General features: G+C 63.8%; 22 protein-coding genes. 16 read left to right on the plus strand and 6 right to left on the minus strand.

Translation table 11 applies throughout. From position 1 onward, the window contains the following. Positions 1-2: 2 nt before the first annotated feature. Genes C5L14_RS20915 through C5L14_RS20925 form a run of 3 tightly spaced genes read left to right on the plus strand, consistent with a single transcriptional unit; the run spans position 3 to position 5550 of the window. Entirely contained in the window at positions 3-2960 is a 2958-nt protein-coding gene (locus tag C5L14_RS20915) for an ATP-binding protein (RefSeq protein WP_105864014.1), read from the plus strand. Then, positions 2953-4758: a response regulator receiver domain gene (locus C5L14_RS20920; RefSeq protein ID WP_105864015.1), complete on the plus strand. Its 1806-nt coding sequence runs from the start codon at positions 2953-2955 to the stop codon at positions 4756-4758. The genes C5L14_RS20915 and C5L14_RS20920 overlap by 8 nt, the downstream gene beginning before the upstream one ends. 21 nt (positions 4759-4779) lie before the next feature. Continuing rightward, entirely contained in the window at positions 4780-5550 is a 771-nt protein-coding gene (locus tag C5L14_RS20925) for an HNH endonuclease (RefSeq protein WP_105864016.1), read from the plus strand. Here C5L14_RS20925 and C5L14_RS20930 read toward each other — a convergent pair. After that, positions 5527-6054, minus strand: coding sequence for a very short patch repair endonuclease (locus C5L14_RS20930; RefSeq protein ID WP_105864017.1), 528 nt, complete (start codon positions 6052-6054; stop codon positions 5527-5529). The two genes, C5L14_RS20925 and C5L14_RS20930, sit on opposite strands and share 24 nt — an antisense overlap. 343 nt (positions 6055-6397) lie before the next feature. Next, a complete protein-coding gene (tehA, locus tag C5L14_RS20935; RefSeq protein ID WP_105864018.1) occupies positions 6398-7381 on the minus strand; it encodes a dicarboxylate transporter/tellurite-resistance protein TehA in 984 nt (327 codons plus the stop codon). Positions 7382-7802: 421 nt separating this feature from the next. Here tehA and C5L14_RS20940 point away from each other — a divergent pair, with 421 nt between their 5' ends. Further along, entirely contained in the window at positions 7803-8090 is a 288-nt protein-coding gene (locus tag C5L14_RS20940) for a hypothetical protein (protein ID WP_342588423.1), read from the plus strand. 2 nt (positions 8091-8092) lie between these two features. Continuing rightward, positions 8093-8785 (plus strand): DUF899 domain-containing protein, encoded by a 693-nt coding sequence (locus tag C5L14_RS20945; protein ID WP_105864020.1) that lies wholly within the window; start codon positions 8093-8095, stop codon positions 8783-8785. 586 nt (positions 8786-9371) lie between these two features. Here C5L14_RS20945 and C5L14_RS20950 read toward each other — a convergent pair. The 3 genes from C5L14_RS20950 to C5L14_RS20960 all read right to left on the minus strand — a co-directional run bounded on the left by C5L14_RS20950 (position 9372) and on the right by C5L14_RS20960 (position 13233). Then, positions 9372-9788 carry a hypothetical protein gene (locus C5L14_RS20950; RefSeq protein WP_105864021.1) on the minus strand — a complete coding sequence of 139 codons (417 nt, stop codon included), beginning with the start codon at positions 9786-9788 and terminating at the stop codon, positions 9372-9374. Further along, complete coding sequence (locus tag C5L14_RS20955) at positions 9785-11497, minus strand: heparinase II/III family protein (protein ID WP_105864022.1); 1713 nt, start codon at positions 11495-11497, stop codon at positions 9785-9787. Before C5L14_RS20955 ends, C5L14_RS20950 begins: the two co-directional genes overlap by 4 nt. 401 nt (positions 11498-11898) lie before the next feature. Beyond that, a complete protein-coding gene (locus C5L14_RS20960) occupies positions 11899-13233 on the minus strand; it encodes an RsmB/NOP family class I SAM-dependent RNA methyltransferase (protein ID WP_105864023.1) in 1335 nt (444 codons plus the stop codon). Between the two features lie 109 nt (positions 13234-13342). Here C5L14_RS20960 and C5L14_RS20965 point away from each other — a divergent pair, with 109 nt between their 5' ends. Both C5L14_RS20965 and C5L14_RS20970 read left to right on the plus strand, forming a co-directional pair. Beyond that, positions 13343-13819 carry a YaiI/YqxD family protein gene (locus C5L14_RS20965; RefSeq protein ID WP_428832645.1) on the plus strand — a complete coding sequence of 159 codons (477 nt, stop codon included), beginning with the start codon at positions 13343-13345 and terminating at the stop codon, positions 13817-13819. 93 nt (positions 13820-13912) lie between these two features. Then, a complete protein-coding gene (locus tag C5L14_RS20970; RefSeq protein WP_105864024.1) occupies positions 13913-15274 on the plus strand; it encodes an ABC1 kinase family protein in 1362 nt (453 codons plus the stop codon). Between the two features lie 89 nt (positions 15275-15363). Here C5L14_RS20970 and C5L14_RS20975 read toward each other — a convergent pair whose 3' ends face one another. After that, a complete protein-coding gene (locus C5L14_RS20975) occupies positions 15364-15669 on the minus strand; it encodes a hypothetical protein (protein ID WP_105864025.1) in 306 nt (101 codons plus the stop codon). Between the two features lie 338 nt (positions 15670-16007). On the opposite strand from C5L14_RS20975, the gene C5L14_RS20980 reads away from it, so the two are divergent. From C5L14_RS20980 to C5L14_RS21020, 9 genes are all read left to right on the plus strand, one after another. Beyond that, a complete protein-coding gene (locus C5L14_RS20980; RefSeq protein WP_105864026.1) occupies positions 16008-16802 on the plus strand; it encodes a chorismate mutase in 795 nt (264 codons plus the stop codon). 18 nt (positions 16803-16820) lie between these two features. After that, positions 16821-17912, plus strand: coding sequence for a pyridoxal phosphate-dependent aminotransferase (locus C5L14_RS20985; protein WP_105864027.1), 1092 nt, complete (start codon positions 16821-16823; stop codon positions 17910-17912). A 66-nt stretch (positions 17913-17978) separates the two neighbouring features. After that, on the plus strand, positions 17979-18683 hold the full coding sequence (locus C5L14_RS20990; RefSeq protein ID WP_105864028.1) for a glutathione S-transferase N-terminal domain-containing protein: 705 nt from the start codon (positions 17979-17981) through the stop codon (positions 18681-18683). A gap of 195 nt (positions 18684-18878) precedes the next feature. Continuing rightward, on the plus strand, positions 18879-19808 hold the full coding sequence (locus C5L14_RS20995; RefSeq protein WP_105864029.1) for a prephenate/arogenate dehydrogenase family protein: 930 nt from the start codon (positions 18879-18881) through the stop codon (positions 19806-19808). Between the two features lie 141 nt (positions 19809-19949). Beyond that, on the plus strand, positions 19950-20855 hold the full coding sequence (locus C5L14_RS21000) for a methyltetrahydrofolate cobalamin methyltransferase (protein ID WP_105864030.1): 906 nt from the start codon (positions 19950-19952) through the stop codon (positions 20853-20855). Positions 20856-21044: 189 nt separating this feature from the next. Continuing rightward, positions 21045-23057: an ASKHA domain-containing protein gene (locus C5L14_RS21005; RefSeq protein ID WP_105864031.1), complete on the plus strand. Its 2013-nt coding sequence runs from the start codon at positions 21045-21047 to the stop codon at positions 23055-23057. Between the two features lie 120 nt (positions 23058-23177). Next, entirely contained in the window at positions 23178-23876 is a 699-nt protein-coding gene (locus tag C5L14_RS21010) for a TIGR02453 family protein (protein ID WP_181161270.1), read from the plus strand. 45 nt (positions 23877-23921) lie between these two features. Then, positions 23922-24227, plus strand: coding sequence for a PqqD family protein (locus C5L14_RS21015; RefSeq protein ID WP_105864033.1), 306 nt, complete (start codon positions 23922-23924; stop codon positions 24225-24227). A 13-nt stretch (positions 24228-24240) separates the two neighbouring features. Further along, positions 24241-25164 carry a glycosyltransferase family 10 domain-containing protein gene (locus C5L14_RS21020; protein ID WP_105864034.1) on the plus strand — a complete coding sequence of 308 codons (924 nt, stop codon included), beginning with the start codon at positions 24241-24243 and terminating at the stop codon, positions 25162-25164. The last annotated feature ends 47 nt before the right edge of the window (positions 25165-25211 follow it).

The following is a 25211-nucleotide window of genomic DNA, read 5'->3' on the forward strand; positions in this document are numbered from 1 at the left end:
TAATGTCTGATGTGACCGAGTTCCAGGACGTTCCCGATGGAGCGGGCCTAGAGATCGTTGCATTCAAAACTCGGGCCCGTACGATTGATCATCTGGGGCGCGGGCAGATCGCTGACGCTCCTACGGCGGTCAGCGAGCTGTGGAAGAATGCCTGGGACGCCTACGCCACGCAGGTTTCGCTGAATATTTTCGACGGCGATTCGATCATCGCGGCGGTGTTCGACGACGGTGCGGGAATGTCCGCGCCGGATTTCACAGATCGCTGGCTCGTCGTGGGCACCGAGTCCAAGGTCGACGGCCCGGCGCCGCCCCCACCGAAATTTTTCAAAGGGCCGCCGCGTCAGCGGCAAGGCGAAAAGGGTATCGGCCGGCTCTCCGCTGCTTTCCTTGCTCCGGCCACCCTGGTCCTGTCTCAGCAAGAAGACGGTGTGCTGTCGGCTGTCCTGGTAGACTGGCGCCTGTTTGAGAACCCTTATCTTTCACTCGACAACATAGCGCTTCCGGTTAGGACCTTCGCCGATCCGGCGAGCGTCCTGTCGGGCCTCTCCTCGATGGTTGATGTGCTCCTTGGAAATCTCGGCGCCCTTGATGAGGAGGGCGTTCGGCATCTCAATCCGGCATGGGAGCGCTATTCAGAGGAGGAATGGCGCGAACATCGCTCCTCCACCGCGGATACGATCGTTAATTTCTGGGCTCGAATGCCGATTGAGCAGCGCCATCTCGATGAATGGCCAGTCATGGCGCATCTCGACACACACGGTACGGCGCTGTTCATGCTCGGGGCTCACCACGAGCTGTCGGTTTGGCTCGGCTCCTCACATGAGGATGAAGAGGCTGAAAGGGTGAAGGGCCGGCTCAAGGATATTTTGACGGGCTTCACTGATACCCTAGCGGAAAAGCCCGTAAGGTTCGAATATGAGGTTCTCGCCTATCGTGGAGAGATTCCCCGCCGGATTTTGGCGTCTTCCGACATTTTCGGTCTGGAGCAGTTTCGGGATCTCGAGCACACGGTCGAGGGTGCCTTTGATGAAGCGGGCGTCTTCAAGGGAAAAATAAAGGCCTTTGGAAAGGACCTCGGAGAACGGATAATCCCGCCGCCTCGACCGCTACCGACCGCCCCCAGCGAGCGCCCCGGACCCTTCGACTTTTGCATAGGAACCTTCGAGCAGGTCGCGACCAGTTCGTCGCATAACGCCCGACGTCACAGCGATCTCGCCGCTCAAGTGCAGAAATATGGAGGAGTGCGGGTCTACCGAGACGGATTGCGCGTCATGCCGTACGGGTCCGCCGACGCCGACTTCTTTTCGCTCGAGGAAACGCGCCAGAAGCATGCCGGCCGATATTTCTGGGCGCACAGGCGCAGCTTCGGAAGGCTTGCTTTCACGCGCTCCGCGAATCCCTACTTGCGCGACAAAGCAGGCCGAGAAGGACTGGTCGAAAATCGCGCGAGCCGCGAACTGCGAATACTTGTGCAGTCGCTGCTTATCGGTCTTGCCCGGGATTATTTCGGAACGGACGCGCCAGAGCGCAGCGAGCGCATCGCCGAAGCTCAGAGCCGTAACGTCAAGGGCAAGAAGGCGGCGGATGATGCCCGTAAGAAGCGCAAAGCCGAGTTCAACGCTTACCTGAAGGACGCGGTTGCACGCATGCCGATGGTTGCCGCGCGGGCACAGAGCATTTCCGCTCGGATCGATGATTTGAGGGGTGATGTGGACCGGGAAGCCCTAGCTGTTCTGAGAGGTGAGATAGAGCAGACACGCGCGGAAATCGCTGCTCTCTCCCCCACTGACGTTCCTAGAACGATGGGTGCCGCAGAGGAGCGGTACCGCAATTTTCGCGACGAGCTAGATGACGCGCGCGAACTCGTCCGTGTCTCCGACGATGTGTTGCGAGGTCTGGAGGCGAAGGAGGGAGCCTCATCCCCTCGGGAAGTCGCCCGAGCCGTGCAGGTGCGCCATCGGGATGCCTTGAATAAGCAGTTGGACGGATACCAACAGCAAATTCGGGAGAATATCCGCGCCGCAACCGGTGTTTGGACTGCGGCCCTGGCCGAGGACAAAGAGCGCTACGAGAAGGCGACAGCACCGTTCTTGCGCAATCTTTCAGCGTCCACCAATCTCGCCGATATCCTGTCGCTTCTCGAGCTTAACCGACGCGAACTGGAGAGCGAGTTTTCGGATCGTTACAGGCCATTGATTCGCAATGTCGCCGCCGTGCTGGAAGGCATCGATGCCGAGACAGCTCTCACTGCGATCGATGACGACCGGGAGGAACTGGAGAGACGCGTTCGCGACCTCACCGCAGTGGCTCAGCTCGGCATCACCGTCGAGATCATCGCGCACGAGCTTGAGATGCTCGACAGCGAGGTAACCCGAAATCTTGATCGGTTGCCTCCTGAAATCCGTAACGACCGCGCCTTTGGCCAAGCGGTAGCGGCCCATCAAGCGCTCACCGAGAAGCTCCGCTTCCTTTCCCCGCTGCAACTGGCTGGCGTGCGGATCAGAGAGCGGATAACGGGCGCTCGCATCGCCGACTATGTGCAGGAGTTCTTCGGAGAACTCTTCCAGAGCAATCAGGTAGAATTTTATGCTTCGCCAGCATTTCGGAACATCGAATTCACCGAGCTGCCGTCACGAATTTTCCCTGTGTTCGTAAACCTCGTCAACAACTCACTCTACTGGGTAGGACGCCTCGATACACGTTTGATCTACTTCGACTTTGTGGACGGGAAAGTCGTGGTCGCTGACAGTGGGCCCGGGGTCGACAAGGATGATGTGGGTCGGCTTTTCCAGCTCTTCTTCACACGGCGAAATGCTGGCAGGGGCGTCGGATTATATCTGGCGAGGGTGAATCTGGAGGCCGGACGTCACAACATCCGATACGCCACGGACGAAGATCCGCATGTGCTCCAGGGCGCGAATTTCATCATTGAGATCAGGGGGGTCTCTGCCGGTGGCTGATGTAGCAGAAGTCGACTACGGCGCTGCGGTCGAGGCGAGCTTTCGCGACCGTGCGATCCGAACCGCAGTCCTGATCGATGATCAGTTTCCCGACTATCTCCAGATCGGCACCGAAGACGTTGGCGCCTTTAAGGAAACGGCTCGGGCAAAAAGCATCTACCAGTTCATTCATCGTCGCGGGCTGATCTGCGACGTTCTGAATTGGCGTGAGGTTGGAGAGGCCCGGCTCGAACTGATCGACAAGGTTCGCAAGAGCGACCTGATCGTGCTCGACTACAAGCTTGACGGGGACAATCCCGAGCCCGCCCTCCAAATTTTGCGTCGGCTCGCCAACACGGACCATTTCAACATGGTCGTGCTTTACACCGCTGACGTAACCGCGCCGGTGGCCGTGGCGGTGGCTGCAGCGATGCGTGGGGTATCGCCGCCGGATCAGCGTGCGATGCTAAAACCCGCCGAGGAAGAGGCGGCCCACGACTTCCTTGAGGACCCAGTTAATGCGGAGGTCGACGGACCTGCCTTGCTCTCCTGGCTGGTCGACGGGGATGCACCGAACGAATGGAAGAAGGATTTCGTGGTCCGCATGCGGGAAGCGGGTGTCGACGTAGGCGTAAACAAGCTGCTCGATACGCTGCGGCGGAGGTGGCTGAAGCAACTCGTTGGCGACTATGAGCATGAGTCGACCCCGATCCTCAGCATCCGCTCTAGCAGCTATGGAGCCGACGATCTTTGGGTTCAATGCGGCAGCTGTTTCGTCACGATCGTCAGGAAAGTTAAGGCCGACCAACATGCTGACGAAGGCGAATTGATCTGGACGAAGCTCGGCGCGGCGCTGCGCGCCTGGCACCCGAATCTGTACCGGCTGCTACTGTCGGACATCCAAAATGCTCTAGAGCAGGAATCGATCGCGGACCATGCGCGGTGGCTGGCGGATGATCTCTGTGCTGGCCTCGGCCTCTACCTGTTGCCGAATGATGCCGCGGTGCGTGAAGCGGCGAATGGTGCGGTGCGTCGGGGGGCGATCGAAGACCTGATCGACCGGTTCTTGGATATGATGCGCCATCGGTTGGCGCTCAACGACAGGCTTGCCGCCAGCGGCGCGGACTTGCTGGGAGAGCGGCTGGCACAACCGCTTGCGCCTCGTCCAGCCGAAAGCGATCGTTATGCCCGAGCCCGTCAACTAGCTCATTGGACGGACGATGCGGAACCAGATTGGCGGGGAAAAGTCGTCACCTCCGTCAACGCCTTCATGGTTTCGGACGAATTTCGTGGATCGCATATCACCACCGGCTCGGTGCTGTACGATCCGGCAACTGAGAAATACTGGCTGTGCGTGTCGCCAGCTTGCGATCTTGTTCCTCGAGGCGAGGAACTCTCGAGGATCGTTCAGGTCATACAGCTCAATGAAGAGAATGTGGTGGGGGATCTCAGTCGGGGCGACCGTATCGTCGTCACCGTAAAGGGCGGATCCAAGGTTCTGCGCGTCCTGCACGCGGAGACCCGCCAACCGGACTTGCGCGCGATTTACTTACCCCATGGCACCACCGTACAGGTCGATGCTGCGTCCGGCGATCCGATGCTTCAAGGCGCGTCGGGAGAGCAGGTTCAGAGGTTGATCGTAGGAGCCGCGGCGGCCGAACTTGTGGACCCACAAGGCGACGCGAAGAGAGCACTGGCCGAATTCGGGCTCTCGACCTATCGAGTGGTATCTCAGCTGAGGAGCGCGTTTGCGCTGCGCCTGCTCCATGTGACGGGTCATCACTTGTCGCGCGTCGGCGTCGACTTTGTTGATGTCTGATCTGCCCGATAGGATCGACTCATGCAGCGGTCGGCTGAATTGATGATGGTGGGATGCTTCCTATCTCGCTTCGGCGAGATCGGGGCCAACGGGAAAAGTGCTCCTCCTGAGGAAGTCGGGACGTCGACCTGGGCCAACGCCTATCTCTGCTTCTATCGCAGCCTCTCGGGAGGCCGGTCGATCCGCCAGTTCGGACACGCCTTGAAAAATACGCGCGACGAGTTCGACGGATTCTTTGCGAACGGCCGAGTCGGTTGGCGTTCTAAGAGTCTGGAACGGGAAGCGCGGCCGCTGACACCCGATATGCAACTCGTCTTCGATCGCTGCTTGAGAATGGACCGTTCAGATCATTGGCTGCAAATCGCCAAGTACCGCTCGCTGGATTGGTACCTGGCTGAACTCCCGGAAGTCAATCGGCTCAAGGAAAACCCGAACGCGTCCGAACTGGCCGATATCATTTCTCGCACTGAGGGAGGTCGCAAGGTCGCCCTTCTCCAGCGGGTGGAACGCGACCCGCGTCTGCGAGCGCAAGCGATGAAGCTGCATGGACCGGTGTGTATGGCCTGCGGCTTCGATTTTGAAGCGGTATATGGGTCGTGGGGAGCAGGCTTTTGCGAAGTTCATCACTTGTCTCCCCTCGGAGAGGCCGAGAGCAAGCCACGCCTGACAAATCCGCTGTACGACTTGGCGGTGGTCTGCGCGAACTGCCATCGCATGATCCATCGGCAACCGGGGATCACGTTGAGCATCGCCGAGCTGCGTGAGAAGTTACGGGTCGGGAACTGCCGCTGAGGAGGAGGTGTCAGCCGCTCCCTCGGCGAGCACTAGCTGATCGCCACCGCATCTCAGCCAATTGTGAATGTGCTCGGCCGCGAATTCCGCACCGAGCCGGTTTTTGCCGAGCAGCGCACATTGCCAAACGGTCGCCACCCGCCAGCCCTCTGCACGCAGCCGAGCCACTTGCGCCGCGTCGCGATCGGCATTTTTGCCGATCTTTTCAGCCCAGAAATCTACGTTCGATTGCGGTGGTGCTGCGCGCGCGCATTCGTGACCATGCCAGAAGCAGCCGTGGACAAATACGACGGCGCGCCAACGCGGCAGCACAATGTCGGGTCGGCCCACCATACGAGCGCCGTGAAGCCGGTATCGCAGGCCGCGGGCGTGCAAAGCACGGCGCAGCATTATCTCCGGTTTTGTGTCCCGTGATTTCACGCGGCTCATGGCAAAGGATCGCTGCTCGACGCTTAGTTTGTCACGGCGATTGGCTTGCCCATTATGGGGAACTTCATCAGACATTGCGGGCATTCGACTTTCTGTCGGCTGTTTTCGGTATTCGGACGGGAGCCACGCTGATGATAGCATGCCACCTGTAGCCAAATAGGGACAAACGAGACTTCATGAGCAGTCGGGCCGTCATCGATAGCGATACAAGCAGCAGAGCTGGAATTACGGTGACAGTGCGTTTTACTGGCGATGCTAAAATCCAGCTGAAATTAAAAGCGCCGCCACCGTAGTTCCCAACGCCAGGTCGGCCCAATGGCTTTCGAACTCCGCCGGTGATAGGTTGGCGAAATCTATCGGTCAGGCGAGGGTGACAGCGCGGCGGTAACCTAGCTCCGCATCAGCTCGCATTGATGGATCAAGCCTTCACCCCGGTCGGCTGGGTCGGTGGCGGCGGCAGCAATTTGCCGCGGGCCAGAAGATAGAGGCTGCCCACCGCCAGCAGGCCGATCACGATATTGGCGATGGCGAACAGGAAGGGCGCGAGCAATTGCGCCGGCGGGCTGGTGCCTTCGGCGGCCAGGCGGATCACGGCGGTCGGCAGGGCGGCGACGCCGAAGCTGAAGCCCCAATAGCCGGGCGAGAAGGGCTGGGCCATGATCCAGGGCAGCAGCCGCAGCAGGATCAGGCCCTGCAGGATGGCATAGCCGATCAGCGCCATGGCGAAGACATCGACATGCCCGCCGCTGACGTTGAGATAGGCCACCGCGCCCACCGCCGGCGGCGCGAGCTGGATGCCGAGCGTGGGGCGCAGCTTTTCCGGCAGGGCCGGCCCGTGCAGCAGGCGGTTGATCAAGACCGATTCCAGCGCCAGCCAGGAGAACACGCCGCCGCCGAAGGCGAGCTGGCCCCAGTCCGGCCAGCCGAGGGCCGACAGCGTCGAGGCCGATACGAAGCTGGCGGCGACGGTCGGCAGATAGAGCACGGCCGTCGCCGTGCCGATGTCCCGCTCGCCGCGCCAGAGGCCTCCCGAGCGGTAGACGGCGAAGGCGATGGCGCCGAGAGTGCCGATGAGCGCCAGCACGAGGCCGCCCGTGCGGGAATAGGGCAGCAGGGCCTGGGCGGTCAGCATCGTCGTCACCGGCGCGAGGCCGATGAAGCAGCACTGGATCGCATCGGCGAATTCGGCGCGCGCATCGCCCGGTGCAAACAGCCATTTGCCGGCGAACAGTGCGATCAGCAGCGCCCAGACCAGGGCGCCGACGGTGAGGATCGCCTCGGAGATGCCGGCCGGCAGGAGCCAGAGGCGCTCCGCCCCGCGCCAGAGCAGCCCGAGCGCCAGCAGGCCGAGCGGAATGCCGAAGAAGGCGGCGGGCGGAAAGCGAAAACCGGAAGGCGTCATGGCTTGTGTCCCACGAGGTGGCGATTCAAAGGATGGGGTCTGGTATCAACACAGAATAGGTGACTCGTCATCCCCGGCCATATCGTCACGAGCTTTGCTCGTGCGTGGTAGCGGAGGAAGGAGATCCAGGAGCTACAGCGTTTTGCGGCTGCGTGGAATCACCAAGAATCGCAAAGACGCGTCGAACCGGAGAGCCGGAGCAAAACGGCGTCTGCGCCCGAACGCGCCTTGGTTCTGCGGGCGCGGATTTTGGCCGTGGACTGCCTTCCCGCCGCCTTCTGCGGAACGCGTGCGATGGCGGGGATAAGCGAGGTCGTTGAAATCCCGTCACACTTGTAACTCCCGCAGGGCCCGCCGGCCGGGATAACGTCTTCGTATCGCAGCGCCGGAAACGGCAAATGGCGGAGGAGCGGAAATGACGATGTCCGCATCAGCAGGGATGGTCGGTTCGCTGCAAGGGCCCGCTACCGGCATGGCCGGCTGGCTCGGGCTCGCCGCTGCCCCGACTTTCGCCTTGATGGCCGGGATTTCCGCCGCCGGCTCGCCGGCCATGACGATGTGCTCCGCCGTCTCGACCTTCATCCCGATCAACGACATGGCCCTGATGTACCTGCTGATGAGCCTTTTTCACGGTTCGGCGTGGCTGAAATTCCTTTCCGGCCGTTTGCAGCGCCGCAACCTTCCGACCCCCCAAACCGAAGGAGACTGACGATGCAGAACGCTGTCGTTTCACACGGTGAATGGCTGAACGCCCGCCGGAATTTCCTCAAGGCGGAAAAGGAGCTCACCCATCTTCGCGACAAGGTCGCCAGGGAGCGGCTCGCCCTCCCATGGGTGCGCATCGACAAGGAATATGTGTTCGACACGCCGGATGGCCCGCGCACGCTGGCCGATCTCTTCGACGGCCGATCGCAGCTCCTGGTGCAGCATTTCATGTTCGCGCCGGGATGGAAGGAAGGCTGCCCGAGCTGTTCCTACATGGCCGATCACACCGACGGCATGAACAGGCATCTGGCGCATCACGACGTCACCATGATCGCCGTCTCGCGCGCGCCGCTCGCCGAGATCGAGCGCTACCGCAAACGCATGAGCTGGCAGTTCAAATGGGTCTCGTCTTTCGGCAGCGACTTCAACTATGACTTCCGCGTCAGCTTCACGCCCGAGGAGGTCGCCAGCGGGCATATCGACTACAATTTCGGCGAATGGCGGGAGACCGGCGGGGAATGGCCCGGTGTCAGCGCCTTCTACAAGAACGAGGCGGGCGAGGTCTTCCGCACCTACTCCACCTATGGGCGCGGCGTCGAGGTGATGATGGGCACCTACGCCATGCTCGATCTCGCACCGAAAGGCCGTAACGAGGCCGAGGGCATGGACTGGGTGCGCCGCCACGACCGCTACGAGTAAGACCAACCCACGGAATGCCTGACTTGTCACCCCTGGCCGTTTCCTCACAAGCCCTGCTTGTGAGGGGCAGCGAGGGGAAGGGGCTATAGCGGTTTGCGATTAGACGGAGTTACCAAGAATCGCAAAGGCGCGTCGAAACAATGAGTTATACCAGGCTGCATAAAGTTTGACGCACCAGCTTCGCTCGCAATGACGGGGTAGCCTTTATGTTTCCTGGTATCAGAGCAAATAAGCGTTCATACCTGAACGCGCTTTGCTCTGGCGAGTGCAGATTTTGGCCCTGGATTCCCTTCGCCACCTTCGGCGGCGCCGGAACGACAGCCTTCCGCCTACACGCAACGATCAAGATCCATGACGGGGGGCGAACCGGGAGAATTGCGCCGGAAGCGGTTCGCAAAGGCCTAATGCAGTTCATTTAGGAGGGAAGCGCTCCGAATTGTCATAGCCGGGCTTGACCCGGCTATCCAGAAACCGCCCACGCAATACGGAGATCCAGGTTGGATTGCCGGGTCAAGCCCGGCAATGACAAAGGTCGAGCAGACCTGAAGACGCTTGAGTGAACTGCATTGTCCGCAAAGGCCTGGCTTCATTTCTGCACCGGTGTGCAGTCCATCACCTTCCTGCCATTGGCGGAATTGGTGACCTCCAGGCGCTGCTTTCCGCTTTTCTCGTCCTTGCCGAGATAATAGTGCAGCGTGACGGGCGCCTTGCGTTGTCCGCCGACCTGCTGGGCCGGAAAGAACTTCTCGTAGGCCTGCCTGTCCTTCCTGAGCCGGGCGACATTGTCCATCGAGACGAGCGCCAGATAGGTTTCGAGATCCGAGGCGACGACGAGCTTGTCGCCCTTGTCGCCATAGAGCGCCACCAATTGCTGGGTGACCTTCATCGCCGGAAGATGGGTGCAGGAGAAGGTCATGTAGTCGTCCGGCCGGTCCTGGGCCATCGCCGGCCCGGCCATCAGGGCCGCCAACGCTGCGGCGAGGATGGCTCTCACTGCGGTCATATCGGATCGGCCGGCAGGAAGGCCCAGCTCATCGTGTGCTCGCCCTCCGGCAGCGTCATCACGATCTGCACGCTGCGGCGCGGCCCTTCGGGATTGGCCAGATGCGCGGTTTCGGCCAAAGTGAAGGGCACGTCGGCCAGGAACAGCCATTCCTTGCCGCTCGGCAGGGTGATCACGATCTGGGTGTCGCCATTGGCGGGCCGGGCGGCGACGGCGGGGTGGAGGTGGAAGCGCAGCAGCACCGGCTCCTTGCCCTTCCAGGGCTCGCCCTTGGCGTCGAGGAAGCTGTCGCGGCCCTCGAGCGCGCCGGTGATCTGGCTCAGCGTCAGCTCGCGCTGGTGGATCAGGCCGAAATCATGGCGGTAGCCGTCATGGGAGGCGGTGATGGTGCTGGCCGCCGGCGTGTTCTCGCGCTGCACCGGCACATGCCTGGGGCCGGAGAGGATGGCCCGGCCGCCCAGGCTCGGGGCGGTCGCGCCGGGTTTTCGCGTGCCGCCGGCGAAATGGCTGGAGGAGGCGTCGGCCACGATGGCGGTGGAATGGGCGCCGGTGGAACGGGCGAGGTGGCGCCAGTTCTCGCGGCCCGGGGCGGGCGCGCCGCAATTGACCACGATGCGGAAATTGTCGGCCGAGAACTCGAAGGCGAGCGTGCCGGCATGGGCCTCCTGCGAGACGTTCACCGGCGGCGGCTTGCCGGTATCGACCAGCAGCACGGCGCCATTGGCCTCCAGGCGCTGATAGCCGCCATGGGGGGCGTTCTGCACCGGCTTGCCGCGGGCATCGTCATAGGCGAGCAGCGTCGCGATCAGATGGCTCTGGGTGTAGCCCATGCCGTTGAAGGCGGCGAAGGCGCCGTCGGCATGGCGGAAGAAGCGCAGCATCGGCATCATGCGGTCGATGGCGCCGATGAGTTCGGGCGGGGCGACGGCGTTGCGCGCGGCGAAGGATTGGCGCAGGGGCAGGAGGTCGAGCAGCAGCTCGATATTGGCCTGCGGGTTGCGGGAGATATGGATGCCGTCGGCCAGGATCTGGCGGTTGAGCTCGCTCGTGAGCCAGCGCAGCGCCGGGCGGCGCAGCCCGGATTTGTTGGAGAGGCAGAGACTCACCTGCATCACCGCGATGGCGCAGAGCAGGCGCGGCATGCCGTCGGTGGTGGAGCGGCCGGCATGCAGGAGATAGCTGGTTTGCCAGGCGACCGAGCGCAGGAAGGCGCGGTAGAAGCCGCGATCGGCGCCGTCGAGGATCATGGGCGCCATCGAGACCCAGGCGAGCATGCGCCGCGCGGTCAGGAGCGGGTCGAGGGCCTCGGGCTGGAAGCGCAGGTTCGAGCGCACGAAATCGCCGACCAGACGGCGCGCCACCTGCTTGCCGGCGGTGCCGTCGGCCGCCCTCAGATGCCTCAGCCAGGTGAAGCCGAGCAGCGTCTCACGCCAGGCCGGCGAGGGCGGGGCGATGGCGAAGGGCGAGACCTCGTTGAGCACGATGGTCTTGGCGACGAAGGTGAAGCGGCCGAGCACCAGTTCGGCGGCGCGGGTGGGGTCGGCGGCCCTGAGGTCCTGCGGGGCCAGTACCAGCTTTTCGGGATCGCCGCGGCCGAAGCGCCAGCGCATGAAGGGCAGGAGGTAAAGGCGCGTCAGCACGGCGCGGCCGGATTGCGCGGCAGCAGTGAGGGAGAGACGGAGCTTGGGGCCCAGAGTGCCTCGGCTCATTCCTGACGCGGACCTCCAGAGAAGGGAACGAAGGGACGGGCGCCCGAAGCGGGCATGCCGACGTCGGCGATAGGCTCCTTGTGGCCATTGCGTGAGCTTCGCGCAAGCCTCGGGCCGGCGATTTCAGCGACATGGCCCCAGTTTTAAGCGGGGCGGAGCGATGGATACGCTGGCTGTTGCCCAGAAAGAGGCGACAAGCCCTCTCCACGAAGTGGGAGGGTGGCCGAGCGAAGCGAGGTCGGGAGGGGGGTGGCGGGCAGCGCGTTTCCTCCTCGGATGCTTGCGCGACCGTCGTGCCATCTCATTACGCCTGGTGCGCTGCTCGCCACACCCCATCCGCCCGAACTTTGTTCGGGCACCTTCCCCAGCTTCGTGGGGAAGGCTTCCCGCGCCTTACGCGGCTACCCCTTCCGCCGCATGCGCGCGGCGAAGAAGCCATCCATGCCGGCCATCACCGGATCTGGATCGGGCAGGAGGCTCGGCAGAGTGCGCAGCATGCCCCCGGGGGTGATCGCCCCCTCGATGCCGCCGATGTCATCGGGTAGCACCGGCTCCAGCGCGAAATCCGCATTGCCTTCGAGGAAGCGGGCGATCTGCGCCTCGCCCTCTTCCTGCTCCAGCGAGCAGGTGCAGTAGACAAGCAGCCCGCCTGGCTTCACCAGGCCAGCCATGCGGCCGAGCATGCGGCGCTGCAGGTCGGCCACCGCGCCGATGTCGCGGGCGGATTTGCTCCAGGCGACGTCGGGATGGCGGCGGATGGTGCCGGTGGCGCTGCAGGGGGCATCGAGGATGACGGCGTCGAAGGGCTCGGCCTTCCAGGCCAGGATGTCGGCCGTCACCACCTCGGCCTTGAGATCGAGGCGCTTGAGATTCTCGCCGAGGCGCTGCAGCCGCGCGGCCGAGCGGTCCACAGCGGTGACCGTGGCGCCGGCGGCGGCGATCTGGGCGGTCTTGCCGCCGGGCGCGGCGCAGAGATCGGCGACCCGGCGCCCCGCGACATCGCCGAGCAGGCGGGCAGGCAGGGCGGCGGCGGCATCCTGCACCCACCAGGCCCCGGCCTCATAGCCTTCCAGTGCCCGGATGGGGCCGTTATGGGCGAGGCGCACCGAGCCGGTGGGCAGGAGGCGGCCGCCGAGCCGTTCGGCCCAGCCGGCGGCATCCGCCTTCACGGTGAGGTCGAGCGAGGGCTCGACGCGCTGCGCCGCCGCCATGGCGGCCGCCGTCGCCTCGCCATATTGGGCGCTCCAGCGCTTGTAGAGCCAGGAGGGGGTATCGGCTTCCGGCGGGATGGCGGCGAGCAGCTCTTCCTTGCCGGCCGAGATCTTGCGCAGCACGGCATTGGCGAGGCCCGAAAAGGCCTGGGCGCGATCATCGCCGCGGGCGAGGCGCACGGCCAGATCGACGGCGGCGCGGTCGGGCACGTCGAGGAAGAGGATCTGGGCCGCGGCGGTGATCAGGATGGCCTCCAGCGGGCCGGACTTGCGCGGCATGCCCTTGGCGAGCAGCTTCTCGAGCAGCGTGCCGATGGTGCCGTAGCGCCGCATCGAGACGCCGGCGATCATGCGGGCGAGGGCCAGATCGCGGGCTTCGAGCGAGGCGTCGTCGAAGGCGTCTTCCAGCGCCTGGTCCTGGCCGAGGACGCCCGCCACCGCCTTCGCCGCGAGGGCACGGGCGGCAAGGCCGGGAACGCCGCGCCCGGCGGGCGGATGGCGGGGAGGGAAAGGGGGCTTGCTCAAGGGGCTTCAATCCGATTTGCCGCCTCAATAGAGGATTTGGCCGGCAAGCGGAAAGAATTTTCGGGGGGAGGGGAGGGTGGTGAGGCCGGCTCTCGCTTTCGCCTCTGCGATGCGCTATCGCCTCACCATGCCCATCGAGATCTTCGTCGACGCCGATGCCTGCCCCGTCAAGGAGGAAGTGTTCCGCGTGGCCGGGCGGCACGGGCTCAAGACCCATGTCGTCGCCAACAGCTTCATGCGCCTGCCGCGCGACCCGCTGATCGCCTTCGTGCTGGTGCAGGCCGGACCCGACGCCGCGGATGACTGGATCGCCGAACGCGCCACGCCCGAGGCCGTGGTTGTTACCAACGACATCCCGCTCGCCAGCCGCTGCATCGCGGCCGGCGCCCAGGTGATCGGCGCCACCGGCAAGCCCTTCACCGAAGCCTCGATCGGCATGGCGCTCGCCACCCGCAACCTGATGGAGCATCTGCGCTCGACCGGCGAGATGACCGGCGGCCCCAGGCCGTTCAGCGCCAAGGACCGCTCGGCCTTCCTGCAGGCCCTGGACACGGCGATCATGCGGTTGAAGCGGAAGGGCGGATAACCCTCTCCCAGGTGAGATTGCGCCTGCGCCACCCTGTCGCTTGGCGCTTCGGCGGTGCGCGCCTATCTAGGGAGGGGCAGCCAGGAGACTTTCATGTCCGAGCATGACGACGAGGCAAACCGGCTTTCGGCCAGGGCGAGGCGCTATGCCCGGGTCGGCGTCAATGTCGGCGGCGTGGCGGCCCGCATGGCCGGATCGCGGCTGCTGGGGGGCGGTGGCTCCTCGAGCTCCAATGCGGTGGCGCTGGCCAAGGCGCTAGGCGGGCTGAAGGGGCCGCTGATGAAGGTCGGCCAGTTGCTCTCCACCATCCCGGACGCGCTGCCGCCCGATTATGCTGCCGAGCTTTCCAAGTTGCAAAGCCAGGCGCCCCCCATGGGCTGGGCCTTCGTCAAGCGGCGCATGATGGCTGAGCTCGGGCCGGACTGGGCAGGCCGCTTCGCCAGCTTCGAGCATGAGCCGGCGGCAGCGGCCTCCCTAGGCCAGGTGCATCGCGCCACCGCCAAGGACGGCACCGCGCTCGCCTGCAAGCTGCAATATGCCGACATGCAATCGGCCGTGGAGGCCGATCTCGCGCAGCTCCAGGTGCTGTTCGCCCTGCACCGGCGCTTCGATCCGGCCATCGACACCCGCGAGATCTACCAGGAGATCGGCGAGCGGGTGCGCGAAGAGCTCGATTATCGCCGCGAGGCCAAGCATACGGCGCTCTACCGCAACGCCTTCGCCACCCTCGGCATGTCCGACGTGCGGGCGCCGCGCGTGTGGCCCGAGCTTTCCACCGGACGCCTGCTCACCATGGACTGGCTCACCGGCGAGCGTATCCTCACCTTCAAGGAAGCCGAGCTGCCGGTGCGCAACCGCCTGGCGGCCGCGATGTTCGCGGCCTGGTGGCAGCCCTATGCCCATATCGGCATCATCCACGGTGACCCGCATCTGGGCAATTACACCGTGTTCAGCGAGGATGACGAACCCTCGGGCATCAACCTGCTCGATTATGGCTGTATCCGCATCTTCCCGCCGGCCTTCGTGGGCGGCGTGGTCGAACTCTATCGCGGCCTGCTGCAAGGCGAGGCCGAGCGGGTGGTGCACGCCTACGAGACCTGGGGCTTTAAGAAACTGAGCAAGGACCTGATCGAGACGCTGAACCTGTGGGCGCGTTTCATCTTCGGCCCGCTGCTCGACGACCGCGTGCGCACCATCGCCGATGGCGTGGCGCCGTCCGAATATGGCCGCAGGGAAGCCTATGCCGTGCATCAGGCGCTCAAGCAGAAGGGCCCGGTGACGGTGCCGCGCGAATTCGTGTTCATGGATCGCGCCGCGATCGGGCTGGGCGGCGTGTTCCTGCATCTGCGGGCGGAACTGAATTTTCACCGCCTCTTCGAGGCGGCGATCGAGGATTTTTCGGTCGAGACGGTCGCGGCCCGCCAACAGGCCGCGCTCGCCGAGGTCGGTTTGTAGGGCGCAACGCCATACCCGGGACAGCCCGGGCATGGCCGAGTTGGGGCCTCTTTTGGCCACCATTGCAGAAAATACGCCGAGGCTCTTGATCAGGAAGCGGGTGCTTCGCTCCGGTGGTGCAGCGGATGCCGCATGGCGGCATGGTGCACCCGGCGCTTCGTCACCGGGGCTGCGGGAGCTTCCGCGCCCGGCGCCGTCTCCACCGCCGGGTCGACACCCTGGCCGGCATTGGCGTTCCACAGGGGCATGGCCGCCGGTGCAACCGGTGTCTTGGCTTCGTCGTAACCGAAGCCGCGCTGGATCGAATAGAAGTCGGTGATGCCGTCGGCCTGGGCGCAGGAGGCTGCAGCTGCCAGTCCACATGCGGCCAAGACGGAAGTGATCAAAATTCTCATCGTGTCTACCCTTTGGAATATTGCGGTGCTCTCATGTCATCGCCGCGTCAAAACTAGAGCAAAGCCTTGCCGCAAGTATGGCGCAAACACAGTGTTCGCGAAGTTGTGACGTTTGTTTCTGCCGTGTTGCTGAAATGATTATCATTGATTGCTGGAGTTTGAAGGGCGCAACTTCTCATTGAAGAATGAAAACTATTTGTGGTTGCGTCAGGGTGAGAAATTCAACGTATTGGCGGGGTGGTATGTGCGTCGCCGAAGCCTGTCCCCGGTGTGGTGGTTGCCATCCCCGACCCATCCGCCTATGACAGTCCTCCCGCCTTCAATGCCCGAATGCCGCCATGACCTCGATGCAACCGGCCGCCGACCTTGCCGATCTTCGCAAAGAAATCGATCGCATCGATGCCGCTATGCACCGCCTCCTGATGGAGCGCGGCGAGATCATCGACCAGCTCATCGCCATCAAGCGTTCGCAGGCCTCCGGTTCGGCCTTCCGGCCTGGGCGGGAAGCCTCGATGATGCGCGAGATCGTCGGACGCCATCACGGCATCCTGCCGGTCGACATCGTCGAATCGATCTGGCGCGTGATCATCGCCACCTTCACCCATGTGCAGGCGCCCTATACGGTGCATGGCGACATCTCGCTCGGAAATGCGGCGATGCGTGACGTCGCCCGCTTCCATTTCGGCTTCGTGGTGCCTTATGAGACGCACGACGATGCCGGCGACGTCATCCACGCGCTCACCCATTCGCGTGGCGATCTCGGCCTGGTGCCGGTGGCCGCTCCCGGTGCCTGGTGGCGGGCCCTCGAAGGCGAGACGGCGCCCAAGATCATTGCCAGGCTGCCCTTCGTCGAGCGGGCCGACCATCCGGCCGCGCTGCCGACCTATGTGCTGTCCAAGCCGATCGACGAGCCGCTATCGCCCGGCGATGTCAGGCTGATTTCGGCCGTGCTGCCGACGGCCCTTCCGGCGCTGCCCCAGGGCTGGAGCATCCCCGCCCATGCCGGTGCGGCCCTGCTGGTCGCGCTGCATCCGGGCCAGACCATCGTCGCGCTCGCCGAAGCCCTGCCTTCGGGCACCAGTTTCGAGCCGATCGGCTCCCATGCGCCGGCTTTCGTCCTGCCTCTCAAGTAACCTTCGGAATCCCTAGACATGAACGGTCCCGTTCCCCGCAAGGGCATCCTCGACATCGATGCTTATGTGCCCGGCAAGTCGGCGGCGCCCGCCGGCGTCAAGCTCTGGAAATTGTCGTCCAACGAGACGCCGCTCGGTCCGAGCGCCCACGCCAAGGCCGCCTATGCCGCTGCCGGCGAGAAGCTCGAACTCTATCCCGATGGTGCTTCCTCTGCCCTGCGGACGGCAATCGCGGCGCGCTACGGCCTGGACCCCGCTTGGTTGATCTGCGGCGCCGGTTCGGACGAACTTCTCTCGCTGCTGGCCTATACCTATCTCGGCCCGGGAGACGAGGCCGTTTACAGCGAGCACGGCTTCCTGGTCTACAAGATCGCTACGCTCGCCGCCGGTGCGACGCCGGTGGTGGCGCCCGAGAAGAACTACACCGCCGATGTCGATGCCCTGCTGGCGCGGGTGACGGCGAAGACGAAGATCGTCTTCCTCGCCAACCCTAACAACCCGACTGGCACCTATCTGCCCTTCGACGAGGTCAAGCGGCTGCATGCCGGACTGCGCTCCGACATCCTCCTGGTGCTCGATGCCGCCTATGCCGAATATGTGCGGGCGAATGACTATGAATCCGGCCTTGAACTGGTCGCGACCAGCCCCAACGTGGTGATGGCCCGCACTTTCTCGAAGATCTATGGCCTGGCCAATCTGCGTCTGGGCTGGATGGTGGGCCCGCCCGCTGTAATCGACGCGGTCAACCGCATCCGTGGCCCCTTCAACGTTTCCGGCCCGGCCATGGCGGCCGGCATCGCGGCCATCCAGGATGACGGCCATGTGGCCGATGCCATCGCGCACAACGACAAATGGCTCGCTTTCCTCACCAAGGAACTCACCGGCCTCGGCCTTGGCGTGACGCCATCGGTCGGCAATTTCCTGCTGGTGCATTTCCCGAAGGAAGCCGGCAAGAGTGCCAGGGATGCCGATGCCTTCTTGACCGAACGCGGGCTCATCCTCAGGCGTGTCGACGCCTATGGCCTGCCCGATGCCCTGCGCCTGACTATCGGTCCTGAGGAGGCCAACCGCCTGGTGGTCGAAACGTTGCGCGAGTTTCTGAGCAAATAACCTAAATTTCTCTTTTTCCGCCAACCCCTTTCCTGTTCCCGGAGAGGGAGCCAATCCGGAGCCGTCATGTCCGATCTTTCCGCCTTCCCGATCACCAGGCGCTGGCCGGCCCAGCATCCCGATCGCATCCAGCTCTACTCGCTGCCCACGCCCAATGGCGTGAAGGTATCGATCATGCTGGAGGAGACCGGCCTCACCTATGAGCCGCATCTCATCGACATCGGCAAGAACGAGACCTGGGGGCCAGAATTCCTGTCGCTCAATCCTAATGGCAAGATCCCGGCGATCATCGATCCCGACGGCCCGGGTGGCAAGCCCCTCGGCCTGTTCGAATCCGGCGCCATCCTGCTCTATCTCGCCGAGAAGACCGGCAGGTTCCTGCCGGCCGATGCCGCTGCCCGCTACGAGACCATCCAATGGGTGTTCTTCCAGATGGCGGCGATCGGACCGATGTTCGGCCAACTCGGCTTCTTCCACAAATTCGCCGGCCGCGAGATCGAGGACAAGCGTCCGCTCGAACGCTACCGTGCCGAATCCAAGCGCCTGCTCGGCGTGCTCGAAACGCGCCTGGAGGGGCGCGACTGGCTGATGGGCGCCGAGTACACCATCGCCGACATCGCCACGCTGGGTTGGGTGCGCAACCTCGTCGGTTTCTATGGTGCAGGCGAACTGGTCGACTATGCCAGCCTAAAGCAAGTGCCGGCCTGGCTCGAGCGCGGCCTCGCCCGCCCCGCCGTGCAGCGTGGGCTGGAAATTCCGAAGAGAGGCTGAAGCCCCCGACAGGACTGGTCTTCTGCCGTCTCTTCACTGCCGATGACATGAAAAAAAGCGACGCGGCCGTTTCCGGCCGCGTCGCTTTTCATTTTGGACGTCCAGCTTCGAGTGTCAGTGAGGGGCGCTGTCCCAGGGAGGATTTGCCTTCCCCGGCCTCATCGTGCACAGAAGTCGAAAATTTCCAGGGTTCCCATGTCTGACGCTCCTTTTCTCTTCGACCGGCTCTGCGTGATCGGAATCGGCCTGATCGGCTCCTCCATCCTGCGGGCGGCCCGCAGCTACGGGCTTTCCCGGACATTGGTGGCGGCAGACCTTTCTCAAAAGGTGATCGGCCGCGTCGAGGAACTCGGTATCGCCGATGTCGCCACCACGGATTTCGGCGCTGCCGTCACGGACGCCGATTGCGTCATTCTCTGCGTGCCCTCGGGCGCCTTCGGCGTGGTGACCGAGATCATCGCTCCGCATCTCAAGCCAGGCGCCGTCATATCCGACTCCGGCTCGGTCAAGGGCGCCGTGGTGGCGCAGATGTCGCCTTTCCTCCCATCGGGCGTGCACTTTATCCCGGCTCATCCCGTGGCCGGCACCGAGCATTCGGGGCCTGATGCCGGTTTTGCCGAATTGTTCGAGAACCGCTGGTGCATCTTCACACCGGCCGAGAACATCGACGCCGAGGCGCTGGCGCGCTATCGCGCCTTCTGGGAGAGGCTCGGCTCCAAGGTGGAGCGCATGACACCGGAGCATCACGACCTCGTGCTCGCCGTTACCAGCCATGTCCCGCATCTCATTGCCTACAACATCGTGGGCACCGCCGACGATCTGGAGACGGTGACTCAGTCGGAGGTGATCAAGTTTTCCGCCGGCGGCTTCCGCGACTTCACGCGCATCGCCGCCTCAGACCCCACCATGTGGCGCGATGTCTTCCTCAACAACAAGAAGGCCGTGCTGGAAGTGCTCGGCCGCTTCTCGGAGGATCTGGCCTATCTGCAGCGGGCGATCCGCTGGGGAGAGGGCGACAAATTGTTCGATCTTTTCACCCGCACCAGGGCGGTGCGCCGCTCGATCATCGACCAGGGGCAGGAGACGGCTGCTCCCGATTTCGGCCGCCCGCACGGCAAGCACTGAAGCCCGTTGCCAATCGGCCTATCGCATAGCCGCCATCAGCCTCGTCAGGGCCGCCAAATCCTGTCGTTTGCAGGCTAGCGGCTGGCTCGGTTGCGACCTTAATTAGCAGGTGACTTCTCTCCAAGGCGGAACGGAAAGACCATGACCGAAACGGTTATTACTTCGGAAAAGCAAAAGGTCGTGCTGGGCTTCGACAAGCGCTTCGTCATGATCGGCGAACGCATCAACCCGACGGGCCGTAAGCTGCTCGCCGCGGAGATGGCGGCCGGCGACTATTCGCGTGTCGTCTCCGACGCGATCGCCCAGGTCGAGGCCGGTGCCCAGATGCTGGACGTGAATGCCGGCATCCCGCTCGCCGACGAGCCCAAGATCCTGGCCGAATGCGTCAAGCTGGTGCAGGACACCGTGCCGGTGCCGCTCTCGATCGACTCATCCATCGTGGAAGCGCTGGAGGCCGGCCTTTCCGTCTACAAGGGCAAGCCCTTGGTCAATTCCGTCACCGGCGAGGAAGAGCGCCTCGAGCGCGTGCTGCCGCTGGTGAAGAAATACAATGCTGCCGTCGTCGCCATTTCGAACGACGAAACCGGTATCTCTGAAGATCCCGATGTGCGCTATGAAGTTGCCAAGAAGATCGTCGAGCGCGCCGCCGACTACGGCATCCCGCGTGAGGACATCGTGGTCGACCCGCTGGTGATGCCGGTTGGCGCTATCAACGATGCCGGCCGCAAGCTGATGCACCTCCTGCGCCGTCTGCAGACCGAACTGAAGGTTAACACCACCTGCGGCGCCTCCAACTTCTCCTTCGGCCTGCCGAACCGCCGCGGCCTCAATGCCTCCTTCCTGCCGATGATGATCGGCGCCGGCATGACGTCGGCGATCATGAATCCCCTCCACCTGGAGGACATTCAGGCCATTCTCGGCGCCGACGTGGTGATGGGCCATGATCCCAACTGCATGAGCTGGATCAAGAAGTTCCGCGAGCCGCAGCCGGAAGCCGCCGAGGGCGCCGGTGCCGGCCGCCGCGAGCGTCGCCGCGCGCGGGCATAAGGCGCGCACCCCTTCTCCCGAGCGGGAGTGGTTTGGGGTGAGGGAGGTATCCCGAATATCCTGGCCAAGGCCTCCAGCCCTTTCGCTTGCGGCTCTGGCAAAGACGAATACTTAAAGGGTTATGGATAAACCCTCACCCCACCCCCTCTCCCGAACCGGGAGAGGGGAGCTTGTTCCAAGGCCCCGCCGATGACCAATCCGCTCGTCTTCTTCGCTCCCTCCGGCAAGCGTGGCCGTTTTCCCGAAGGCACTTCTGTCCTCGAGGCGGCGCGCAAGCTCGGCGTCGACCTCGATTCGGTCTGCGGCGGACGCGGCATTTGCGGGCGCTGCCAGGTCGAGGTCGGTGACGGTAAGTTCCCCAAGCTCGGCATCGTCTCGGCGCCTGACCATGTCACCGAATGGAACGCGGTGGAGGAGCGCTACGTCTCCAAGCGGGGGCCGCTCGCCGAGGGCCGGCGCCTCGGCTGCCAGGCCAAATTGTGCAGCGACGTCGTCATCGATGTGCCGCCCGATAGCCAGGTCCACCGTCAGGTGGTACGCAAGAGTGCTGCGATCCGCAACATCGCCATCGAACCGGTAGTGGCGCTGCATTATGTCGAGGTGCGCGAGCCCGACATGCACGAGCCTTCCAGCGATTTCCGCCGCCTGCAGGAGGCGCTGGAACAGCAATGGGGCCTCAAGGACATCACGGCGCCCTTGGAGTCGCTGCGCTTGCTGCAATGGTCGCTGCGCCAGGGCCAGTGGTCGGTGACGGTGGCCATCAGGCACAAGCGCGAGATCGTCGGCATCTGGCCCGGCCTGCACGAGCAGGGAGTGGGCCTTGCCGTCGACATCGGCTCCACGACCATCGCCGCGCATCTGTGCGATCTCGCCAGCGGCGAGGTGCTGGCGTCCTCCGGCATCATGAACCCGCAGATCCGCTTCGGCGAGGATGTGATGAGCCGCGTCTCCTATGTGATGATGAATCCGGGCGGCGATATCGAACTCACCACGGCGGTGCGCGAGGCCATTGCCGAGCTTGCCGTGTCCGTCACCAAGGAGGTCGGCCTCAGCTCCAACGACATTCTGGAGATGACCGTGGTCGCCAACCCGATCATGCATCATCTCTTCCTCGGCCTCGATCCAACCGAACTCGGCGGCGCGCCCTTCGCGCTCACCATCGACGGCGCCTATCAGACGCGGGCGGCCCATCTCAACCTGCCGCTCTCTAGCGGAGCCTATGTCTATGTGCTGCCCTGCATCGCCGGCCATGTCGGCGCTGACACGGCCGGCGTGGTGCTCTCGGAAGGGCCTTATCTCAGGCCGGAAGTGTCGCTGGTGGTCGATGTCGGTACCAATGCCGAGATCGTGCTGGGCAATCGCGAGCGCCTGCTCGCCTGCTCCTCGCCCACCGGCCCCGCCTTCGAAGGCGGCCAGATTTCTTCGGGCCAGCGAGCCGCCCCCGGCGCCATCGAGCGCGTACGCATTGATCCCGTCACGCTGGAGCCGCGCTACAAGGTGATCGGCTCCGACCTGTGGTCGGATGAGCCGGGCTTCGACAAGGCGGTGGTTCGCACCGGTGTCACCGGCATCTGCGGTTCGGGCATCATCGAGGCGATCGCCGAGATGCTGCTGGCGGGCCTGATCACGCCGGACGGCGTGGTCGACGGCGCCATGGCGGCCCGCTCTCCGCGCGTCGAGGAAGACGGGCGCACCTTCAAATATCTCATCCGCGAGGGCGAGCCGCGCATCGCCATCACCCAGAACGACGTGCGTGCCATTCAGCTCGGCAAGGCCGCGCTCTATGCCGGTGTGCGCCTCCTGATGGACCGCTACGGCGTCACCGCCGTCGACCGCATCACGCTGGCGGGCGCATTCGGCAGCCATATCGACGTGAAGCACGCCATGATCCTGGGCCTGGTGCCCGATTGCGAGCTCGACAAGGTCGGCTCGGCCGGCAATGCCGCCGGTACCGGCGCACGCATCGCCCTGCTCAATGCCTCGGCCCGCACCGAGATTGAGGATGTGGTACGGCGCATCGAGAAGGTGGAAACGGCGATCGAGCCTTCCTTCCAGGCCCATTTCGTCGGTGCCATGGCAATCCCGCACAAATCCGATCCGTTCCCGCATCTGGAGGCGGCGCTTGGCGTCACCTTCAAGCGTGGCGGTGGTGAGGGCGAGGGGGGCGGTGGCGGCCGGGAGCGGCGGCGCCGGCGGGGCTGATCGGTAGGAAGCGCGGACATGGCAGCGACAGGCCTTCATGTCGCGATGCGTGTTCCTCTCTTGGAAATATCATTCCTTCCACGATAGGAAGGGGTGATGTCAGGATTCCAGGGATTGCCCATGCCCGCTTCTTTCACCGGCTTCGGCGAGAAGGCGCTGCCCTTCTTCAAAGCGCTCAAATTCCACATGAGCCGCGACTGGTTCCAGGAGAATCGCGATCTCTATGACAGCCACGTGCTGGCGCCCTTTTCGGCCCTGATCGAGGCGGTCAACGCGGCCTGCATCGCCAAGGGGCTGCCGATGCGCGGTACGCCCAAGAGCGCACTCTTCCGCATTCATCGCGATGTGCGCTTCGCCAAGGACAAGCGCCCCTACAAGACCCATGCCGGCGCCGTGATGACACGCTCGGGCGCCAAGAACGACCCGGGCCTTACCTATATCCACATCTCCCCCGAGGGGTGCTTTGCCGCTGTCGGCTTCTACGACCTCGAGCCCAAGCAGCTTGCCGCCTTCCGTCAGGCGATCATCGCCGTCCCCGAGCGCTTCCGTGCCATGAGTGCAGAGCTCGCCGCAGCCGGGCTCGCCTTCGATCCGCAATGGAGCCTCAAGCGCCCGCCACGCGAGGCCGCCGGCATCGAAGATGCCGATCTCGTCGCGGCCCTTAAGCTGAAATCGATCGTGGTGAAGCGGCCCCTGCCGGACACCCTGATCCGTAGCCCGCAACTGGTGGACGCCTGCACGGGCCTGATTGAAGATGCTTTGCCGCTGCTCGATTTCGGGTGGTCGGCTCTGGCGGCGCTGGCACCGGAACGTGGTTAAAGACTGCACAGAGATAGAGTCGGGGATAATACATTGGGGAGCCGAATGACGAGCGCTGATTCTGTCCGCTATCGCGCCGTTGCCGGCCTCGAGCGGACACTGCTGCCGGATGGTTGTGCGGTCTATGACCGCGGCAGGCGGGAAATCCACTATCTGAACCCGGCTGCGACGGCGATCCTGGCGCTTTGCGGAACGGCGAATGACAGAGAGAGCATCGCCGAGGCCTTGCAGGGATTATTCAATCTGCCTGCCGCTCCGTCGGAGGACGTCGGTGCCTGCATCGACACCCTGGCGGAGAAGGGTCTGATCGAAATCCAAATCGACCCATTTGGGCGAACCGATCGGACATAGGAAGCGAGTCGCCATGCTGATTCTGATCTTCGACGCCCATTGGGGGCATCCCCTTGGCCAGGAGGATACGATCGAAGGCGTAGAAATCACCACGGACCGGTCGCGCTTTGCTGAAGCGGATGTCGTCATCTGCCACCTGCCCGAATGGAAAGAGGATCGGATAACCGCCATCAGGCCCTGGAGTTGGGAGCTCAAGCCGAAAAAGCGGCCTGGCCAGATCTGGGTTGGCTGCTCTTTGGAATGCGAGGACCATTATCCGGTCATGCGCGATGCGCGATTCATGCAGCATTTCGACTTGACCATGACTTATCGCCTGGATTCGGACATTCCCACCACCTACGCCATTCCGTTCGGTTCTGTGGCTAACATGCTGAGCGCGCTCCGCCGGCCGCCCCCGCCCAAGACCGAAGACGCGCCGCTGGTGTCCTTCATCTCGAGCGATGTCGACCGCAATGACCGGCGCGCTTATCTCTACGAACTGAGCCGCTATATTGCGATCGATTCCTACGGCAAGTTCCTGAACAACAGGCGGCTTCCAACCGACAGGGGCCGGGAATCGAAGTTGGATGTGATCGGCGCTTATAGATTTACCATTGCCTTCGAGAACGCTCGCAGCAACGACTATGTAACCGAGAAACTCTTCGACGCTTTTTGGGCCGGATCGGTGCCCGTCTATTTCGGAGCGCCGAATGTCGAGAAATTCGTGCCGGGAAGCAATTGCTATATCGATGCATCACGCTTCGCGGATCCGAAGGATTTGGCCGAGCATCTCAAGCGGCTTGCCAGCGACGAAGCCGCCTATCAGCGCCTGTTCGCCTGGAAACAACGGCCCTTGCGCAGCCATTTCCTCACGCTGATTGAACGTGAGGCGCGCCCGCCACTGACTCGCTTGAGCGAGTTGATTTTGGGAAGGCTCGGGGATTGCGCTGCGTTGTAAATGGCGCTGCCGTGGGATAGCATGATGCCCAGAGAACTCGAGTCCAA

Origin of the sequence: Labrys okinawensis (genome assembly GCF_002982075.1) — a bacterium.
In the GTDB taxonomy this organism is placed as follows: Bacteria; Pseudomonadota; Alphaproteobacteria; order Rhizobiales; family Labraceae; genus Labrys; species Labrys okinawensis_A.

Excerpts from the sequence above, each read along its gene's own strand:
- C5L14_RS20915 (WP_105864014.1), top strand. The coding sequence starts at position 3 with ATGTCTGATGTGACCGAGTTCCAGGACGTTCCCGATGGAGCGGGCCTA.
- C5L14_RS20925 (WP_105864016.1), top strand. The coding sequence starts at position 4,780 with ATGCAGCGGTCGGCTGAATTGATGATGGTGGGATGCTTCCTATCTCGC.
- C5L14_RS20930 (WP_105864017.1), bottom strand. The coding sequence starts at position 6,054 with ATGTCTGATGAAGTTCCCCATAATGGGCAAGCCAATCGCCGTGACAAA.
- tehA (WP_105864018.1), bottom strand. The coding sequence starts at position 7,381 with ATGACGCCTTCCGGTTTTCGCTTTCCGCCCGCCGCCTTCTTCGGCATT.
- C5L14_RS20940 (WP_342588423.1), top strand. The coding sequence starts at position 7,803 with ATGTCCGCATCAGCAGGGATGGTCGGTTCGCTGCAAGGGCCCGCTACC.
- C5L14_RS20945 (WP_105864020.1), top strand. The coding sequence starts at position 8,093 with ATGCAGAACGCTGTCGTTTCACACGGTGAATGGCTGAACGCCCGCCGG.
- C5L14_RS20950 (WP_105864021.1), bottom strand. The coding sequence starts at position 9,788 with ATGACCGCAGTGAGAGCCATCCTCGCCGCAGCGTTGGCGGCCCTGATG.
- C5L14_RS20955 (WP_105864022.1), bottom strand. The coding sequence starts at position 11,497 with ATGAGCCGAGGCACTCTGGGCCCCAAGCTCCGTCTCTCCCTCACTGCT.
- C5L14_RS20965 (WP_428832645.1), top strand. The coding sequence starts at position 13,343 with ATGCGCTATCGCCTCACCATGCCCATCGAGATCTTCGTCGACGCCGAT.
- C5L14_RS20970 (WP_105864024.1), top strand. The coding sequence starts at position 13,913 with ATGTCCGAGCATGACGACGAGGCAAACCGGCTTTCGGCCAGGGCGAGG.
- C5L14_RS20975 (WP_105864025.1), bottom strand. The coding sequence starts at position 15,669 with ATGAGAATTTTGATCACTTCCGTCTTGGCCGCATGTGGACTGGCAGCT.
- C5L14_RS20980 (WP_105864026.1), top strand. The coding sequence starts at position 16,008 with ATGACCTCGATGCAACCGGCCGCCGACCTTGCCGATCTTCGCAAAGAA.
- C5L14_RS20985 (WP_105864027.1), top strand. The coding sequence starts at position 16,821 with ATGAACGGTCCCGTTCCCCGCAAGGGCATCCTCGACATCGATGCTTAT.
- C5L14_RS20990 (WP_105864028.1), top strand. The coding sequence starts at position 17,979 with ATGTCCGATCTTTCCGCCTTCCCGATCACCAGGCGCTGGCCGGCCCAG.
- C5L14_RS20995 (WP_105864029.1), top strand. The coding sequence starts at position 18,879 with ATGTCTGACGCTCCTTTTCTCTTCGACCGGCTCTGCGTGATCGGAATC.
- C5L14_RS21000 (WP_105864030.1), top strand. The coding sequence starts at position 19,950 with ATGACCGAAACGGTTATTACTTCGGAAAAGCAAAAGGTCGTGCTGGGC.
- C5L14_RS21005 (WP_105864031.1), top strand. The coding sequence starts at position 21,045 with ATGACCAATCCGCTCGTCTTCTTCGCTCCCTCCGGCAAGCGTGGCCGT.
- C5L14_RS21010 (WP_181161270.1), top strand. The coding sequence starts at position 23,178 with ATGCCCGCTTCTTTCACCGGCTTCGGCGAGAAGGCGCTGCCCTTCTTC.
- C5L14_RS21015 (WP_105864033.1), top strand. The coding sequence starts at position 23,922 with ATGACGAGCGCTGATTCTGTCCGCTATCGCGCCGTTGCCGGCCTCGAG.
- C5L14_RS21020 (WP_105864034.1), top strand. The coding sequence starts at position 24,241 with ATGCTGATTCTGATCTTCGACGCCCATTGGGGGCATCCCCTTGGCCAG.